The organism is Neochlamydia sp. AcF84 (assembly GCF_011087585.1).
GTDB lineage: Bacteria > Chlamydiota > Chlamydiia > Chlamydiales > Parachlamydiaceae > Neochlamydia.
Map to the genome: position 1 here is coordinate 1 of NZ_VJOT01000039.1, position 19,263 is coordinate 19,263.

10 protein-coding genes are annotated in these 19,263 nt (G+C 38.5%); 5 read left to right on the forward strand and 5 right to left on the reverse strand.

Annotated features, from left to right (window positions below; all coding sequences use genetic code 11):
* Positions 1–177 precede the first annotated feature (177 nt).
* Complete coding sequence (locus NEOC84_RS03760) at positions 178–1,773, forward strand: F-box/WD40 repeat-containing protein (protein WP_166155425.1); 1,596 nt, start codon at positions 178–180, stop codon at positions 1,771–1,773.
* 300 nt (positions 1,774–2,073) lie between these two features.
* Here the strand turns inward: NEOC84_RS03760 and hemH are convergent, their stop codons facing one another.
* The 3 genes from hemH to NEOC84_RS03775 are packed head-to-tail and all read right to left on the reverse strand — an operon-like array spanning position 2,074 to position 5,574.
* Entirely contained in the window at positions 2,074–3,105 is a 1,032-nt protein-coding gene (gene hemH, locus NEOC84_RS03765) for a ferrochelatase (protein WP_166155427.1), read from the reverse strand.
* A 2-nt stretch (positions 3,106–3,107) separates the two neighbouring features.
* Entirely contained in the window at positions 3,108–4,946 is a 1,839-nt protein-coding gene (locus tag NEOC84_RS03770; protein WP_166155429.1) for an MBL fold metallo-hydrolase, read from the reverse strand.
* Positions 4,947–4,962: 16 nt separating this feature from the next.
* Complete coding sequence (locus NEOC84_RS03775; RefSeq protein ID WP_166155431.1) at positions 4,963–5,574, reverse strand: HAD-IB family hydrolase; 612 nt, start codon at positions 5,572–5,574, stop codon at positions 4,963–4,965.
* Positions 5,575–5,663: 89 nt separating this feature from the next.
* On the opposite strand from NEOC84_RS03775, the gene NEOC84_RS03780 reads away from it, so the two are divergent.
* From NEOC84_RS03780 to NEOC84_RS03790, 3 genes are all read left to right on the forward strand, one after another.
* Entirely contained in the window at positions 5,664–6,626 is a 963-nt protein-coding gene (locus tag NEOC84_RS03780) for an SDR family NAD(P)-dependent oxidoreductase (RefSeq protein WP_166155433.1), read from the forward strand.
* Positions 6,627–6,771: 145 nt separating this feature from the next.
* On the forward strand, positions 6,772–7,392 hold the full coding sequence (locus NEOC84_RS03785) for a hypothetical protein (protein ID WP_166155435.1): 621 nt from the start codon (positions 6,772–6,774) through the stop codon (positions 7,390–7,392).
* Between the two features lie 93 nt (positions 7,393–7,485).
* A complete protein-coding gene (locus NEOC84_RS03790; protein WP_166155437.1) occupies positions 7,486–9,360 on the forward strand; it encodes a hypothetical protein in 1,875 nt (624 codons plus the stop codon).
* Positions 9,361–9,793: 433 nt separating this feature from the next.
* On the opposite strand, the gene NEOC84_RS03795 is transcribed toward NEOC84_RS03790, so the two are convergent.
* Entirely contained in the window at positions 9,794–10,558 is a 765-nt protein-coding gene (locus NEOC84_RS03795; protein WP_166155439.1) for a polyphenol oxidase family protein, read from the reverse strand.
* 241 nt (positions 10,559–10,799) lie between these two features.
* Here NEOC84_RS03795 and NEOC84_RS03800 point away from each other — a divergent pair, with 241 nt between their 5' ends.
* Complete coding sequence (locus NEOC84_RS03800) at positions 10,800–12,980, forward strand: UvrD-helicase domain-containing protein (RefSeq protein ID WP_166155441.1); 2,181 nt, start codon at positions 10,800–10,802, stop codon at positions 12,978–12,980.
* A gap of 185 nt (positions 12,981–13,165) precedes the next feature.
* On the opposite strand, the gene NEOC84_RS03805 is transcribed toward NEOC84_RS03800, so the two are convergent.
* Entirely contained in the window at positions 13,166–19,135 is a 5,970-nt protein-coding gene (locus NEOC84_RS03805; protein ID WP_166155443.1) for a hypothetical protein, read from the reverse strand.
* Positions 19,136–19,263 lie beyond the last annotated feature (128 nt).

Sequence of the window (19,263 nt, forward strand, 5' to 3'; positions counted from 1 at the left end):
CCCCCCCCCCCCCCCGCGCCCGGGGCCCTCAAAAAGCAAAAAAACGTTTTTTTAGTTCTTAGTTGTTTTTTAAATAAAGATTGAATTTAAATAAAAATAAAGAGAAAATGTTTTTTATTGTTTATAATATAATTAAAATTTATCATAAAGTTTAAATTTTACTCAAAGGTTTTTATTATGGTTAATAATATCTCTTCACTCCTTTCTCCACCTACTGGAGAATTTTTGCACCATGTAGACTCTTGGGCTATTTCTAAGATACCTGACGAAGTATGGATAGAAATCTTTTCTTACTTACCTGTTAAAGATTTAGCATTTAGCCGGCAAGTGTCCAGACAATGGAGGCAATTAGCCTCCGATCCCTTATTATGGCATCCCTTGGTTCTTAAAAAATTTCTTTTTTTGCCGCCTTTGTCCCATGGTAAATATACGCATTCCATGTATGGGAACCAAGCTGCTTATCACGTAAATGTAGAAGGTAAGCGTTTTGTGAAATTTATCGAATTTGATGATGTAGAAGGGAGTGGAAAAGCGGTATTTTCTCCTGATAGCCAATGGATTGTAAGTAGCGCTAAGGACAATACCGCTCATGTATGGAATGCTTTTAATGGAAAGCGCCACCAAATCCTTGAGGGTCATACAGGTCTTATTACTAGTATAACTTTTTCTGAGGATGGAAATTGGCTAGCTACTACTTCTGCTGACTGTACAGCTCGCTTATGGAAACTGGAATCAAACAAGTGGCTATGTAAATCTTCCTTGAAGGGTCACCTTAAAGAAGTTTGCAGCGCAGCTTTCTTCTTTCGGTTGCAGGATGATCATGGCTGGTTAGTGGCTACAGGATCGTTGGATTGTGATATCCGCCTATGGGATATGAATACGGGAAAATATCTCACCACTTTTATGGGTAGAGTTAGGACTCCTGTTAAGAAGATAGGTTTTTTGCCTAACGGTGATAATTCGATGGTTGTTATGGAGCCGGGCGTAAATAGGGCTTATTTTTGGAGTCTGGACACATCATCCGCGGCAGTTACGCGGCACTATGCAGCATGCGGTCATGACTCCTCCTTTAACTTTATTGGCCCCTTTGCTTTATCTCCTGATAAAAAAACAGGAGCTTTTTTGTTGGAGCTTGGTCAGCTTGGCATATGCGAACTTGACGAACTTGAGGAAAACCAGAGGATCTTAACAATTCCACCCAAGCCGATCCTCTGCCTAGCATATTCTCCGGATGGAGAATCACTTGCCATAAGCTTTGCGGAAGAACCTTCGCAAAAACCTGGCTTTGATGTTTATCACTTACCTACCGACAAGGTGTATAAATATGAGGCGGAAGAGATAGGGGAAAGTTTTAATAAAATAGCTTATTCTCCAGATGGACGGTGGATAGTCGCTGGCAATTCTGAATGGTGCGCTCTCTGGAGGGGTAACAGGGAGAGGATAGGGCGGAAAGAGACCCCTCTCTATTTTATATCTCTGCCTTGTAATGACAATTTAAATTTTTCTCCTAACGGACGGCAATTGCTGATTGGTAATACAGTGATTGATTTCTTTGATATTGAAGGAGAATTAATTGCTAATGGCGCAGTGGAAGAAATAAAAGAAGAAAAAAGGCAAGCAACGCCTGAGATTTCAATGGAAGAAACTACCCACTTAGAGTCTAAGAAAAGAAAGTCGAGGAGTGATAAAAGCCCAAAAGAGGAAAAAGAGATTCTCTATCCAGCAGAATCTTCTCCATTATCTACGTTAAAAAGAAGAAAAAAAGAAGAATAGCATGCTGCTTCGATAGGCTTTTGTTGTTGCGCAATCATGTATTTAAAAAGCCATACTTATTAACTAGCAAGGATAGCTGTGAGAGATTGGCTTTTTTTAAAGGATAGGCAAAGTTTTCCAAAGTACCTAGCATTGAAAAATTATTAACCTTTATTAACTATAGCTTTAAAACTCCTATTTTTTAATTTTCTAGAGAGTTGCATTTAATAGTTGCTCTCACAGCCTCCGCGCTCATCGCTTTGTTGCAAAAAAAGTAAGCATGGCTTCTTACCCCAGCAAGGTTTATCATGGAAAAGTATTTTAAAATGGCGAGCTGTTTTCCCTTACAATTTTTTCAAGAGCTTTTATCCATATAGTTTCATCATTAAGCCCTTGAACAATATCTAAGCGTTCCCCTCCCATTTTCTTAAATTCTTCCGCATATTCCACACCAATTTCAAAGGTTGTTTCTAGGCAATCACACACAAATGAGGGACAAAATACCAAAATTTTCTTTTTATTTTGCCTTGCAAGCTGCTTGATCACATGAGGGGTAAAAGGTTCTAACCATGGATCTTTGCCTAGGCGTGACTGAAAGGCTAAGCTAGTCTTTTCAGTAGGCAGATGGAGTTGTTTTATGATTGCATGGGCCGTAAGATGACATTGGGCCGAGTAACAATCAGCATTTTCTTGGCAAGCCTGTTGGCAGCAGCTTTGCGACTTTAAACAGTAATTATTTTTATCAGCTTTTATCACTTGCCTCTGAGGAAGACCATGAAAACTGAATAAGAAATGATCGTATTCTTCCAAGTTATTCTTAAGAGCAACATGGCAAAAGGCCTGGATGACAGCAGGGTGGTCAGCAAAGGAGTTAATAAATGTAATTTTAGGTAAAGATATCTGGTTTTTCAAAATTTCCATGCACTTTTGATAAACCGATCCCGTAGATGCTGAAGCATATTGAGGAAATAGAGGGAGGATAATCAGCTGTTTAATTCCTTTGTTTAAAAGCAGCAAAAGTCCTTTTTCTAAGGAAGGATTTCGATAGCGCATCGCCAGCTCTACATAAAATATATTACCTAAAGCTTTTTGTAAGGCATCTCTTACTCTTTTTCCATATACCATCAAAGGTGATCCCTCAGCTGTCCAAATGTTTTGATAGGATTTAGCCGATTGTTTGTAGCGTGCAGGAATGATGAGGCCTCTTACAAGTAGCTGCCGTTTTAGCCACGGAAGGTCTATTACCCTCTCATCGGTTAGAAATTCAACCAAATATTTATACACATCTTTGGGTTGAGGAGAATCAGGGGTACCTAAATTGACAAGAAGGATGCCGATAGGGGAATGATACATATTTATCCTTGATAGGTTTTGCCAGGCTTGAGCACGAGAAAGTCTTCTTCAGCAAGACGATAAAATTTTAAGGCCAATTTAAGCTGTTTCTCCGGATCATCAATGGCTTCATCGGAAAGCCGAAAGGTTCCAAAATGTATAGCCATACTTTTTTTAGAGGCTAAATCTATATGCGCTTTGACGGCATCAGAAGGAGACATATGAAAAGGCTCCATAAACCAACGGGGTTTATAGGCTCCAATAGGCAATAAAGAAATCCGAGGAGAGCCAAATCTAGCTTTAATTTTCTCAAAAACCTGGGCATAGCCTGTATCTCCTGCAAAATAAATTAACTCTAGATTTTTCCTTATGATAAAGCCTCCCCAGAGCGTCTTATTTTTATTAAAGGGATTTCGCATGCTAAAATGTCTAGCAGGGGTAAAGATAATCTCAAGGCTGTTTGCTTCGATTGTTTCCCACCAATCAAGTTCATAGATCTCTTTCAAGCCTTTTTTCTTGAGATAATTCTTATTACCTAGTCCGGCGATAAATTTAGGATGATGCTGGGCTTGTATTCGGCGCAGAGTAGGTATATCCATGTGATCGTAGTGATTATGACTTAGAAGCACGAGATGAATGGGAGGTAAATCTTCAAAGCGTATACCCGGTGAGTGCGCTCTTTTAGGTCCTACCCACGAGAATGGACTGCAACGTTTAGACCAAATTGGATCGGTAAGTATATTGATATTTCCCCACTGAATCAGTATAGTAGCATGATTAACGAAGGTAAGCTTAAGCTGATCATCATTGAGCTGGGTAAGAGGTTTGGCAAGCTGGTCTAAAGGAATGCTTTCAGGCCATCTTCTAGGCTTGCTTTTCCACATCCAGTGAATAAAATCTTTAAAAGAGCGCTGAGTGGGAGGGTTATTGTGATAAATACAGCCATCATAATGATCAGAAAGGCGGTGTTTGCTTAGATAAGCTTTATAGATAAGTTTCCAACGTAGCGAGTTACCTTTTCTTTCAAAAGCATAAGCATAAATTTCTTGGGGAGATAAACGGCTAAAATGAATAATTTCTGCATCGGTAAGTCGATAAATAATAGCATCGGCAGCGTTTTTATTTAAGGCTAGCTGTCGCAACTTTTTAAGGGCTACTTTAAATTGGTACTGCCGAAAACATAAACGTATTAAAGCATATAGAATCGAGCTTATAATGGATAATTGCCCTAATTTAAAAAGATAGAAGAAAGTTTTACTTTCCTGTTCAAGGGCTAAGATATCTAAAGCAACCACTAAAACAAGAAGAAAAACAAAAATTAGGCTTTCGCGGGAGGTTTGAATGATGGGCCCAAAAAACCTTCTAAAGCGTGATGGGGCAGAGCGGTAAGCTAAAATTTCTTCGAAGATAGGCTCTTCGAACATCATCCGCCCTACGTGCGACAATTCATGAGCTATTAATTCCTTACGGGTATAAAATTTCCCATAATGGGTAGAATTTTGTAAATTCTTTCTTAGCTGCAGAAGAGGATGAGCCGGATCATCATCTTTCTGTTGAAAAATCCATGCGCATCCGCCATGCCAGGGAAATAATTTGTAATTACTAAAGAAAAGAGGCACCCACGTAGGAAATATATCATAGAGCTTCTGTATTTCTTGGCACCCTTCTTTTAAAATATCGGCGGAAAAGCAAGATTCTTCTACCATAAAGGGGAATTCTTGAGGCAGCCCGTGGGTAATCTGGCTGTTTAAATTCAAGCAGTAGGCTACCCTCTTAGCAAAGGATTGATCACTTTCAGCAGGCCCGGGAATTAAGCCTTCAAAATTACTTTCCATCAGATCTTTATTAGAAGAATTTGCCATTGTCATCTTACAAAATTTAATTTAATCGACGATAAAAAGAAAAGTTAGCGCACTGTAATAGCTCCCGATCTCCCTGGCTGTCACCATAAGCATACAAAATATAGTTTTTCGTAGGCCCTTCTTCCTCTATTAAACGGCGAACCTTTTCTGCTCCTCGGCAATTTAACCCTTGTAAGCATCCTGTGAGATAACCTTGAGGTGAAAAAGCTACACGCGAAGCAATGATATTATCAAAGCCTACCGCTTGCCCCCAGGGTTTTAAGTAAATATCGAGATTAGCACTTATTAAAACACAACGATGTCCTTGATTTTTATGCCAACGGATTCTATCTATAGCCTGAGGACGAAGGAGTGTAGGTAAAAATTCTTTAGCATATCTCTCGGCATACATCTTCATCTCCCGACGTCCTTTTCCCTTTAAAAAACGAGTAAGCAAAGCTTCTTTAAGCTGTTGACGAGAGAGATATCCTAAAAGATATTGGAAAAAATGAAAGCTTTCTAAACAAAGGTTTTTCCTTTTAAGCGTCGAACCGACTACAAAATTTAAAAAGGGTAAAAAAGAATCGCGGTATGTTAAAGTTCCGTCGAAGTCGAAGGCTGCGATGATAGAAGGGGAAGGATTTGCCATACAATTGGGATCTGCTATAAAATGCGGGGATTGCAAAAATTTTATTCGCTATTTGCTCTTTTCTAATTATGATCTAACAAGAGATTTTGATGAAACATGTTTTAATTACTGGCGCTGCTGGCTTCATAGGCTTTCACTTGGCTAAAGCGTTGAAAAAGCGCGGAGATCATGTTATTGGTGTAGATAATTTTAATAATTATTATGACCCCTTGCTCAAAAGAGCACGGGCTAAGGAGGTAGAAAAACAGGGGATTGCTTTGCTTGAAGGGGACATCACCGATACTAACCTTTTATACGAGCTAATTGCCCACCATCAAATTAGCCATCTTGTCCATTTAGCGGCACAAGCAGGAGTGCGTTATTCTTTAGAAAATCCTCAAGCTTATGTGAAGGCAAACATTGAAGGCTTCCTAAATGTTTTAGAAACTTGCCGTCAATTTCCAGGCCTTCAATTAGTATATGCTTCCTCTTCTTCAGTTTATGGATTAAACCAAAAGATACCCTTCTCTATAGAGGATCGAACGGATCATCAGGCTAGCCTATATGGGGTAACAAAAAAAGCTAACGAACTCATGGCTTCTACTTATTACCATTTATATCAAATCCCTATTACAGGATTACGCTTTTTTACTGTATATGGCCCTTGGGGGCGCCCCGATATGGCTTACTTCCAATTCACTAAGTCTATCCTTGAGGGAAAACCTATCCACATTTTTAACCATGGCAAGATGAGAAGAGACTTTACCTATATAGATGATATTGTACAAGGTATTGAATCTTCGATAGATCGGAAGGGCAAAAATGAAATTTTTAATCTAGGTAATCATCAGCCGGTAGATCTTTTAAAAATGGTAGAAATCATTGAGGAAAGTGTAGGCAAAAAAGCTGAAAAGATATTTGTACCTATGCAGCCTGGGGATGTCTTAGAAACTTATGCTGATATACAGGTGAGCCAACAGATATTAGGATTTTTGCCTAAAACCACGCTTGAGGAAGGAATTCCTCAGTTCGTGAAATGGTATCTAAATTATTGGGCTACAAAAACGGCTTAGAAGCAGTAAGGTAAGTAAATAAATTATATTAAACTCTTTATTGAGGCAACTCAAGAGAAGATGCAAGATTAACAGCATGTTTTTCTTTTCAAATATCTTTTAAACAAATAATATGCGTATTTTAAGAAATTAGCTTGGTTTATTTATGAGAATTTTTTTGACCCTTTGCCTTTTATTAACTGCTCTAGCTGCTTGTAAAGGTCCTCAACGCTCGCAAGCTCAGTCACCTATAAGTAAAGATTATAATTCAGATGCTTTTACGCGGGCAGCCATACGTCAAGCAACCCGTTTAGCCCATCAACATCGCTGGTATTTAGATGATGCCTGGGCTTATTATAACAGCACCGACAGTGTTCATCGCCTTTGCTTAAATTTTCGTACCCAAAATATTTTAGAGCTCTACCAAGCACGAGCTCAACTCGTGGATGTGGTAGAAGAGCTTTTACAGAATCTAAAATCCAATCCCCAAACTTCTTCTCGTCTAGCGCCTAATTTTTCTGCTGAAAATCTTTTGATTCGTGTGGACTTCCAAAGTTTTTGGGGAATATACGGAGATCCAAAATATGTAGGTTGGATGGCACTTGAAAATGGGATGGTTTATTATTATGACTTCGATGTTAAAGATAAACAGAATGATCAGTGGTGCAATCGTATAGAAACTTATAATAAAAGCAAAGAAATTGCTCTTATAGAGAAAGAAGCCGAAAAAGAGTACAAAGATAGCCTCCCTGTTCCTAAGCGCGTTTTTGAATACCTCAATGAATAGGATCAAATTCTCATTTATTCATGAATAGGGGCATGCTTTTTAAAAACAGAAGCAACCTTATTGATGCCGTTTTAAAAGATGGAAATAATTTGTGTGAGCGCACCTAAATTACCGGAACAGTCGTTAGAGTTAATTTCCCATAACTTTCAAAATATTTATGCAGCTGCGCATTCTAATCAAGAAATTATTAATCTAGTACCTTCTTTATGGGGAAATAAGCTTTACTGTCCTTCTGCAGGCTGGAGAGGTAGGATTCTTCGCTTGATCTATTTTTTTGCCAACATTTTAGTGGGTAATGCTTTTTTTGAAAAAAGGCTTGGTGCGTCTATAAGAGCTACTCATACCATTTATCAAGAGCTTGAAAAATTTCGCTACCGCCTCCTTGATAGCACTTATCAAGAGTATTTAAAGGCTCGCTTTGCGAATAGCAAAAACCATGCTGATCTTTCTTTAGTCAATAATGCAAGAGAGCAAATCCAGCTATTTTACCAAGCTACTTATCCTTTAATAAAATTGGTGCGTTCAGAAAAAAGCCAGAAATTAAATATCTTTCTTCAGGCTAATTTTTCTGAGATTTATGATAAAAAAGGTAAGCCTTTTTATGATAAATCTTCTTTTAAATCTTTAAAAGGATCTGTGAAAATTATTGCATTAGAAGGAATGACGGGAGGAGAGCTTCCTTTTCACATTTTTCAAAAGGTAATTTGCAAAGAGCCAAGCCCGCAAACCCCGCAACTTGCAGCTGAAGAGCAAAAATTGCTGTTAAAATTTATAAAGAGAATCCATCAAGCAAAAGTACAGGGAAAATTTGGGATTGAATTGTTTCATGGGGGCCTGAAAAGTCTTATCCTCAGCCTTCCTCATTATCAAAAGGAAAATATAGAAGCTGATTTAGTTTTATTAGAGAAGACTTTAATTAAAGAGGGTTGCTTTCTTTTAGAAAGGTTTGATTTAAAGCATGTGCAATGGCGTGAAGAGCTGCAGCAAGGCTGTAAGCTTATCAAAGCTAATCAACCTTTTTATTTTATGGATAAGAAAAACCAGGAACATTTATTTGAACTAGGGAACTCCCTTAAAGGTCATGAAACCACTCAATTACCTAATCTTTATAAAGTTTTCGAAATCTTTAAACCCCATACTTCTCAAAAATATGAAAAAGTTCTTTTTGTAGTAGGTCCTAATAGGCTATGTTTCGAATATAGCAAGCTTTTAAGGTCGGAAGAATTTTTCTGGGCTCTTGCCACTCCCAAATTTAAGTATATAGATCCTAAAGGAAGATATGCAATCATAGAAAATCTTGCTACTTCTTTAGAAAACATTGTCTGGCATACCCATAGGAAAAGCAAGTTGTCGAGGATAAATAGAGCATATGCAGAACCTTTGCGTTTGCTCATTCGTTTTTTCGTAGAAGAAAAAAATACTCCTCGCTATCTGAATGTCGAATATTTTAAATTCGATGCAAAAGGAAGATTAAAATCCACTAAGGATTGCATCCCTTCTGGGTATTTAGATTCAATAGGATTAGAAGAAATAGTCTTTATAGCTGCCCAAGGAAACCTTCCTGTTTATCAGCATATCATTGAACCTTTACTTCAAGCTAGCCAAAATAGAAAAGTTTTAATCTTTTTTCGTCAATCTATACGCACTATTTTTAGCAAATGTCCTGTGCCTATCGAAAGCTTAGCACTGAAATATGGTTTAAAGAATAAACGAGTAAAAACAAGAGCACGAGAACTTCAGCAAAAGGCTCTAAGTTTAAAGGAAGATTGCTATCAAGCCGTTTATCACCATTTTGAGCATGAGGGCATCGATAAATCCAGACTTTTAAAGAGTATAAAAAAATCTTTGCTAGCTTTATATAAAAACCACAAAACTTTTGGCAGGTTATGGCCTATTGTTACCTCGGCCCTATTGATAGAAACAGTGGAATTAGAGCCCCAAAAATTTTGTGAGAAAAACTGCAGCTAATCTTATAATTTTTTAAACATTAAGACCTTCTATTTTCATAATCTTATCCAAAAAGCTAAAGAAGGCTTTAATCATGCTTCTCTTCTTACTGGATACGCTTACTTAGGGATAATGGAATAAGAGAGGTAACTTGCCTACGAGCTAAAGATATTTTTTGGGGAATTTTATAATACGCTTTTGAGCAACTCTCTATGTAGTCATACACTTAATAAAAAGCTTGTGTTTAGGGAGAGAGTCGGCTTGGAAAAAGGTTAATTTTTTTTGGCTATGTAGACGTATTTTCTTTAGAAGGTATAATTTCTTAGACAGAGAACTGCCGGCGACAGACATTGCAAGGCCGCCCAAGATAAGAAATAAGATGGCTGAGTATCAAATTAAATAAACATATCCTGCTACTCAATCCCTAGCTACCATTCATCTTAATTTTAAAAGCCTAGGAGGACTTTATGGCTACAAACGTTCCATGGCGGCCTGTAATCTTCTCACGACGATAAGAAAAATAATCTTCCGGATGAGAAAAGTTACTTATTTGTGCAATCTGGATATGATGCTCTAAGACGCCTGCTTGCAAAAGTTGGTTTTTAGCAATCGTCCATAGATCAAAATAGCATGGACTTATTTGAAACTCCCAAAAGGGGGGAGGCAATTCTTGACGATAATGAATAAATTCAGCATCGTAAGGTCCTAAGCTAGGAGAAATACAGACATGTAAATTATCGGGAAAAGATCCATAATGGTGCTTCATAAAATTTACAGTTTTGCCATAAATATTTTGTACATTTCCCTTCCAACCCGCATGGACATTGGCGATAGCTTGTTGAACAGGATCGTAAAAAATGGTGGCCTGGCAATCTGCATGGGTAATCATCAACACTGTATCGTGCAATACAGTTGATAAAGCGTCACAGGTAGGCCTTAAACCCTTATTTTTATGAGTAATTTCTACAATTTTATCGGCGTGCTCTAATTGGCAGTCGTAAAGTTTTTTAAAAGCAAAAATCTTTTTTACTTTTTCGCGATTAAGCTTAACCTTGTTATTCTCAAGGGGGTTTTGCAAGCTAAAGCCCATATTTAAGCTTGCAAACGAATCTGCACTATATCCCCCATGGCGTAAAAGAACGCCATGAGTAAGATTTTTAAAAGGCGCTAAAAGTTCAAATTCAAGCCATGATATTCCATTGCATTCGTGACGTTGCATATGTAGAAAGCCTTTGGTTACCCGCTATATTTACATCACCAGCGCTTCTATTTCAAGATATCTGCAAAAAAACTTAAGGAGGAGAAAAAAATTAAAAAATATTATGAGCAAAAAAATCATACGACTAAAAAAAATCTTGAAAATTTTTGCTTAAAAAGCAAATTTTAAGATGATCTCTAGAAATAAATGATTTATACTTATAAAATTCCTATTCTTTACCTTGTTTAAGACTTAACTTCTTATGACTTTATTATCTCAGCTAAATGAAGAGCAACTTGGGGCAGTGAATGCTATCGAAGGCCCTATCCTGGTATTAGCAGGAGCAGGCTCGGGAAAAACACGGGTTGTTACTTCGCGTATAGCGTCTTTAATTGAAATGGGAGTCCCCACTTCTCAAATCCTAGGTTTAACTTTTACTAATAAAGCTGCTGAAGAAATGCGCGAGCGTATTCGCATCTTAGTAGGAAGGCAAGCTCCTCTTCTATGTACTTTTCATAGCTTAGGAGCCAGAATTTTACGTGAATCTATCCAAGCTTTAGGATATGAGCGTGATTTTACCATTTATGATGAAGAAGACATCCATAAAGTGCTTCAAGCCTGTTTAGCAGAATTGGAAATCAAAGATAAAAAGATGGATACTAAGATCTTTCGAGGAATGATTTCAAAAGCTAAAAATGCTTTGCAAAAGCCTGAAGATATTAAAGTCAGTTATATGTCTTCACCGGCCGAGGAATATCTTGCTCGTGTTTATTCTCTCTATCAAACTAAGTTAAAACATTACAACGCCGTAGATTTTGATGATCTTCTTTTTTTGGTAGTAAGGCTTTTTCAAGAACATCCTGATAAGCGTGAACAGTACCAGGAGCGATGGACATTTTTATCTATTGATGAGTATCAAGATACCAATGAAGCTCAATATAAAATTTTAAATTATTTAGTGCAAAAGCATGGTAATTTATTTGTGGTAGGCGACCCGGATCAATCTATCTATTCCTGGCGGGGAGCCAATATTAATAATATTTTAAATTTTGAAAAAGACTATCCTGGCGCTCAGATTTTTCGTCTCCAGCAAAATTACCGTAGTCATAGCAATATTTTAGAAGCGGCGAATGCTGTGATTGCTCATAACGCCAATCGCTACGAAAAGCAGCTATGGAGCGATTTAGGTAAAGGAGAAAAAATAAAGTTTTACGCTAGCGACACTGAGCGAGATGAAGCGGATTTTGTAGCCGATAAAATTCGCCAGCATCATGAGCAAGGCATTCCCTATAATGAAATAGTAGTGTTTTATCGCACCAATAATCAATCACGGGCTTTTGAAGATTATTTTCTATATCGCCAGATCCCTTACGTAATTGTAGGAGGTTTATCTTTTTATCAAAGACGCGAAATTAAAGATATTTTATCTTTCCTGCGTATGGTTTATTCAGGGACCGATTACATCTCCTTTTTAAGGAGCCTCAATATACCTCGCCGAGGAATAGGAGCAGCTACTTTAGAAAAAATTCGCCTGGCAGCCTCGAAAGAGCAATTATCAATTTTAGCTTATTGCGAAGCCATTGCTGAAGATAAAGTTTTACAGCATCCTATTAAGTTAGCTGCTAAGCAAAAAGAAGCTTTAAAGCAATATTTAGGGATTATCCATCACTTGCGCCAAGTGGCTAAATCGGCTTCCTTACAAGAATTAGTGCGGGCTGCCATAGATGAGACCGACTATCTTCAATATTTAGCTGAGGATCCTGAGTCCTTCGAAGATCGTAAAGGGAATTTAGATGCTTTGATTACCAAAGCAATTGAATGGGAACAAACCGCTGTCGATGCGACTTTAAGGGCTTTCTTAGAAGAGCTTACCTTAAAGTCTAGCCTAGACGAGGCCGATACCAAGAAAGATCGCGTCAGCTTAATGACCATTCACAATGGAAAAGGATTGGAATTTAAAGTCGTTTTTTTAGTGGGAATAGAAGAGGATTTATTTCCCCATGTTAATTCTAAAGATAAGCTTGAGGCTTTAGAAGAAGAACGACGTCTTTTTTATGTAGGAATGACGCGTGCCAAAGAATGTTTATATTTAACACACTCCCAATATAGATATATGTGGGGCATGGCCCGGCACCAGCTCCCTAGTCGTTTTATGCGTGAGGTGCCCAGAGAATACTTAGAACGTATTCATCAATCGCCACTTCCAACTTTTAGACCTAAAGACTATCCGGAAGAAAAGCGCGAACCAAGCATAAATGAAGGCGCGGATCAGCCGTTTGATCACTATGAAGTAGGAGCTGCTATCTTTCATCAAGAGTTTGGGATAGGGATCATCCGTGAGGTTTATCAAAGTTCTCTAGGGCTTACCTACAAAATCTTTTTTTCTAAAGATAATCGCGAAAGAAGCATTGTCGCTAAATATGCTAAGCTTAAAAAGTTATAATCAACTTGATTAATTCAAGAAGTTTTTCCTTACTTTGAGGCTATAAAAATTATCAATATACTTCTAAAATTATCTTTTTTAAGTCTTTTTTAGCTGATGATTTCGTTGCTTCTATTGCTTAAAGGTTTTAAACAGCTTATTTAAGGTACAAAAAAGGTGTTTTTGTTAAATGGACTTTGTCTCGATTAGAATGAGGCTTCTCTTTCCTCATTTTCTTCTTCTCCCGTAAGCAAATAAGCGGGTGAAATTATCTTTTTATGAGCTAGGTAAGAGGAAATATTGATCAAATAACTTTGAGCTTGCTGAAGCTTTTGTTGGCTAAATAGAGAATAATCGCAATGCTGAAGATCTAATAACTGAATTTGAAAATGAGCTGTCGTTCGCTTGATTTCCTCATCTGCTTCTTGAAAGTCGTTTGATGCAAAATAGCTGTTGAGCACATTCCATAGCTGCGAAGCAAGCAGGATAATAGAATCAGCAGAAAGAGGAGTCAAAACCCTTTTTTCATCTGGTAGGAAATTCTCTATAGAAAGAGTATGATTAGCTTGAGGTAAATAATTTACCTCGGGCTTAAGAGCTTTCTTCTCGTGGCTAGAATTCAATTTTTTTGCCAAAGAAGCTGCTTGAGATTTTTGCTCTTCCAATAGTTGTCGTTGCGTTTGATTTTTTTTTAATGATTCAAGGATAAAAGTTATATGAGGGCTTTTGCTCTCAATATTCAAAGATATGCCCAGAGAAGTAAGCGAAGTATTGGTTTCTAAGGCTTTAGCTAAAGCCCTAATAGCTTCATAATTTATGAAATTCTTCCCGCCTAGATTTAGTTCAGTGAGCGAGGTATTCGTTTCAAGGGCTTTAGCTAAAGCGCTAAAGCCATCATAGCCTATCCTATTAGACCTAAGGTTTAACTGAGTGAGCGAGGTATTCGTTTCAAGGGCTTTAGCTAAAGCGCTAGCGCCTTCATTGCCTATCTCATGGTTGTAAAGATTAAGTGTAGTAAGCGAAGTATTGGTTTCCAGGGCTTTAGCTAAAGCGCTAGCGCCTTCGGCTTTAGCTAAAGCCCTATCGGCTTCGGCTCTAGCTAAAGGGCTAGCAACTTCATAGGCTATCTCATCATGGTAAAGATCTAGTGTCGTAAGCGAATGATTGGTTTCAAGGGCTTTAGCTAAAGCACTAACCCCTTCAAATCCTAGCTCATTACCCTTAAGGTTTAATACAGTGAGCGATGTATTTGTTTTGAGGACTTTCCCTAAAGCGCTAGCACCTTCCTTCCTTATCTGATCGCCTGAAAGGCGTAGTTTAGTAAGCGAAGTATTAGCTTTTAAGGCTTTAGCTAAAGCGATACTGCCTTCATTATCTATTGCCCCTCCTTTAAGACTTAGGTGCCCTAGGGATTTATTTATTTTAAGCCCATCTAGTAAAGCCTTAAGCTCCTCGTATAGTAGTCTTTGTCTTTTAGAACACCATTTATTAAGAGAATTATTAAGTAGGCCTTGAAGCTGCTCCATGACTTGAGAAGAGAAATTTTCTAAGTTATAGCGAATAAGTAAAGGCTGCTGGAAGATAAGCTCAGCATAAGGCAAAGAAGAAAGATCACAGCCAGCCAAAGTTATCCGCTTGAGATTGGGACAGCTTTTAACTAAAGCTTGAATTTGCTTTGCCGAAAGGCGTAAGCATCCTTCTAGCTCAAGTTCCTCCAAAAGAGGGGCGTCTAACTGTAGCGAGGTCAAAGCTTGATTATTTTTTAAAATAAGAAAACGTAGCTTAGGGGCTTTTAAGCTAAGCTTATAAAAATGAGGGCAGCTAGAGAGGTTAAGATGAGTTAAACAAGATAATTCGGGGAAAGAAAAAGACTTTAAAGAGGAGCAATGGCTAGCATCTAGCTTATTAAGGGCAGCAGAAGCTACGATTAGGTGTTTTAATAGGGCCTCCGTTAAAGATTGGCAGTGATTTAAGGATAAAGTTTCAAAAGAGCAGGAGGCCATGGCTTTTAGTAGAGCAAGTTCTTGCTTTTGCTGAGAAATATCTATAAAGGCAAGGGCATTTTCACGCAAGTCGTCAGTCAAAAGCTCGTGAAAAGGTGCAATATTTCCTTTTTGTATGGATGCAGCAACGGCACGGAGATAGCTAGGATGGCTTTGACTCATTAAAGTCTGCAGCTCTTTTAATGCTTCTTTAGGGATATAGCGTTCTTCATGCTTAACGAGATCTTTAGTAGGCATATTACTGGATTTTAAAAGCGAGTGACTGGTACTTGAGGTTACTAAGCCATACAGGCTTTTTTCGTAAAATTGCCCGGGCCCTTTTAAAAAACGGCTATAGATGGGGACGCTGGTATCTTGTAAAAGATGCTCGTAATATTTTCCTAAAGGAGGGTCTAAGCGGATTAAAAGCTCTAAAGGAGTCAAATCAAGATTATTATTTAAAGCCCTTTGCAGGCGGGCAAGCTTTTGATAAATTTTGGCTACCGTCCTAGGTGGCAAGAGAATAGAAATTACAGGGTTTTGCTTATGGTAAGCATAGGCAAATTCGCGCTCTTCTTCGGTAAAGAGTTTAGTATAGCGCTGCTGTTGGATGTCCAAGTTTGCTAACCAAGTGCGTAATATTTCTAATGGATCAATTTGCAAAAAGCGTTCTCTCGTTTTAGGATGAAGAGCTTCTTGCATTTGGTTTAAGCAAAATAGGATGCATTTGACTTGCAACTTTCCTTCTGTTGAAAAAGAAGGAATCAAAGCGTGATCATTATCGACACAAACTAGCTGTTCTTTTTGCTCACCTTGATGATTGATAAAAGATTGCAATATGTAGTTGTCAGGCTTGCCATCTTCTGGGTTAACTAGCATAGCTAGGAGCATCATATTATGCACACGATGTAAGTCTAAATTAGCTAACGTATTGCCTGCTTTTAAGGCGTCATCTAAGTTTTGTCCTTCACTTGTTTCCGAAACCAATAGAGGGTAAGCGTTACGACGGGCATTATAGCATTTAAATAGTTCGGTTTCCGGCGTGCCATGTCCAATGAGAACACGGTGTAGACTTCCTACTGCATATTCCCTACCTGCCATCTCAGGGTGAGGTTTAAAATGCAATTTGCGATGTAGATAACTTACTGCTACGACTGCACTGCGTCCATGGGTGCGAGGAAGCTTAATAAAATCTAAGGCTGCATTTAATGGGAGCTGTTGCATGACTAGGGGGTGTAATTTGGCTCGGCCTGAGTCTACTCCTTCCCATTCAAAGCCTTGGCCAGTACGTGGTAGGGTAAATAGTGCAAGAGAGCGCAGGTAAGCAAAGGCTGGCAATTGAGCTTCTAAAAGATGCAAAGCCTTTCCAAGCTCAGAGTTTTGCGCATGCATTTTGGCAAATTCTAAAATTCTAGCCGGATGCGTTTTAACGCCTGCTCCTTTTTTAGCTAGCTCGATAAATACCAATAAGTTGTTATCGGCAATGGCTTTTTCTAAGGGCGTCCTTCCTTGATGAAAGTGATCAGGGTATTCTAAATTTGCTCCCTTGCTAACCAGCTTGGCTAATAAAAAAGAAAAGCGGGTGGGGGCATGGATAGCACGATTAATGAGGGGAAAAAGAGGGGGAGAATGCTGATCATCGACAGCATTAGGGTCAGTATCTTCCTGGGCTAGCAAAAGATCAGCAATGGAAAATACTTGCTTTTCATCTAAGTGAGGTGAATCATAGATGCGCATCAGTTTATGCAAAGCTGTTTGTCCAGCTTCATCGGCATAGTTAGCTTTAGCTCCTAATTGCAGGGCCAACTTAACTAATGAGGCTTTGCCTAGTTGAATAGCAATTAGCAAAAAATTCTGCTTTTGCATCAAAGAAAGAGGAAGAGAAGGGCAGAAGGAGAGAGCACTGACTATCTTCAGGGGATCAAGCAAGGTAGGAATAGGGGCTGACCAGTTAAGGGCTGCTAGAAAGTTGCTAGCTTCTTCTTCTAATGGCACCAAAAAGGGGAGAGCATCCGTTGCAGTTAAAGTGGTAGGCTCTAAAAGAGCTTCTACGCTTGTGCGTTGACGATGTAGGGCTAGCAGCGCATCTAAAGGATTAGCATGTCTTTGCATTAATACTTGATAGCAGGCAAAAGCAGTTGGCTCTAAAGCTTGAAAAAGGTCATAGTGATTCACATGATCTTGTTTAAGCTTATCCTGTAGGAGTTGCAATTTTGTAAAAAACGTAGACAATAATCCTTTAGGCAGTGAAAGGGGAATATCTAGCTTTTGATCGGCTGCTTCATCTAGAAAGTCTTCTTGAGTTAAATTTTTTTGATGAATAAGCCTTTGGTACTGCTGGTTTCTTTGGTCTAATTGTTGGATCCATTGTAGCAGAAAATCACGGGGGTTTAAATTCAAAATGAATTCTTTAACTGAATTAGCGATCGGTTGGCTCATGCATCCTTTAAGCAATAAAGGCAGGCATTTTAAATGAATGCCATGTCCTTGTTTTGCTGGAATAATAGCAGGCTCAAAAGCGCGGTCATTATCAATGCAGGCCAGCCTTAAGCTTTCTATCTCTTGATCTTTCCAAATAAGCTCTATAATGTAGTTATCGGCCTTACCATCATTAGGGAGAATAAGAAGGCTAGCGATGACTAGACTGCTAAACGCTTCTTTATCAATTTTTCTTAGTAAAGGAGGGATAAGGCAAAAAAGCTCTCCTATAGACTTTCCTGGAAAAAGCTTAGCGCTCCAGCGCAAAGCTAAGGGTAGATCAATTAAAGAGGCTAAAGAAGCTTTTGAAGCTAGCTTAGGATGTAACTTTAACAGGGCTAAAAGCTGCCAAAAATTATTTTCTTCTTTACTTTTCAAATAATCTTCATGAAAAGCACGTAAGCCTTGCTCTTCAGATTTTAGGCTAAACTCTCCCTTAGAAGAAAATTCGTTTAAAAGCTGCTCTTCAGGCAGCTGCTCCATCCAGGTTCTATACGCGCGGAAAAGCTCGTGAGGATTAGAAGGATAAGACTTATGCACTTCTTTTAAAAGAAAGGGCCAGCTTTCAATAACCTCTTCTGCCGTCAGTAAGCGTTCATCGCACAATAAATCAAACATTTCTAAAACGCTAATAAGGTCAGCTAACAAGATAGCTTGAGGGCGTGTACTTTCATTAGCATGCCCAATGGTATAGCCTACCTGTACTGTACGGGCTTCCAGATAAGCAACCTTACATAACTTTTCTTTAAGCTCAGGCTGATCTTTGAAGATTTGCTGAGAGGTTTTGCCCTGCCATAATTGCTGTTTAAAAGCTTTTTTGGCCTCCTGATCCAAAGAGGCTTGCCAGTTGAAGGTTAAGACGTTGGAGATTTTAAGGAAAGAGGTAGGGGCGGCAATTAAAGAGGTGGGAGAAAAAGCTTGAGTTAAAGAAGTAGCCGCATATTCCCAAGCAGGATTTAGATAATCAGAGACCACAGCAGCCGTAGGATTAGCTTTACAGTGTAAGCCTTCTAAAGAAGCGACAGCATGCCTGCCATGGGTATTGGTGCGGTAAGGCAGGCCTAATTCATCGATAGAAAGCATAGCACGCGCTTTGTTTATATCAAGGAGAAGAAAACCCCCGGAATCCCCACAGACTTGGGCTTTCAAGGCTAGCAAAGCTTCTCGCTCTTTTAAGCTAGAAGCCTCAAGGAGCTGAGTTATAAAGTTAGTATAATAGGTCTCTAAGATTTTTAGCTTATCTTTACAGGAGGAGGTTGTAATTGAGGCTATAGTATCTACAATAGCAGCTAAGACTTTATGAAAAGGTTGTAAACGTGGATATGAAGCTACGCTTATCCCTTGTGCTACTATTTCCTTTCTTTGCTCTTCTGTGACTATAAACCAAGGTAGCTTCAGAGTAGGCAAAAGCTTAGCTAGTTTACTTTTTTCCTCGGAAGTATAAAGAGAACTTTCAGCTTGAAGGTAAGCTAGAGTTTCTCCTAACAAATCTTTTTCTCTACCTAAATAGGCTGTCAGGCGCTGCATTAAAAGCTTTTCCTCAGGCGTGCCTTTGGTTGAGAATATAGAGGTATTAAAAGGAGATGAAGAATGACAGTCTTTGCCTTCCTCGATAGCTGGAGAAGCAGATAACACGCTCACACTACCTTCTGTTTTTAGTGGGGGCGCTTGATAAAAAATATGAGGCGCCAGGCCTAAGCTGGGAATTGCTTGCATATAAATTCTCTAAATTTTTGATTGCTTTATAACGGAAGTTCCATTTTTTTCTATAAACTTAAAGCCGGTAATTGTTTTATTATTAGTCTCTTATAGCTTTTTTATAAAAATTTGTAGTCACCAAAAAA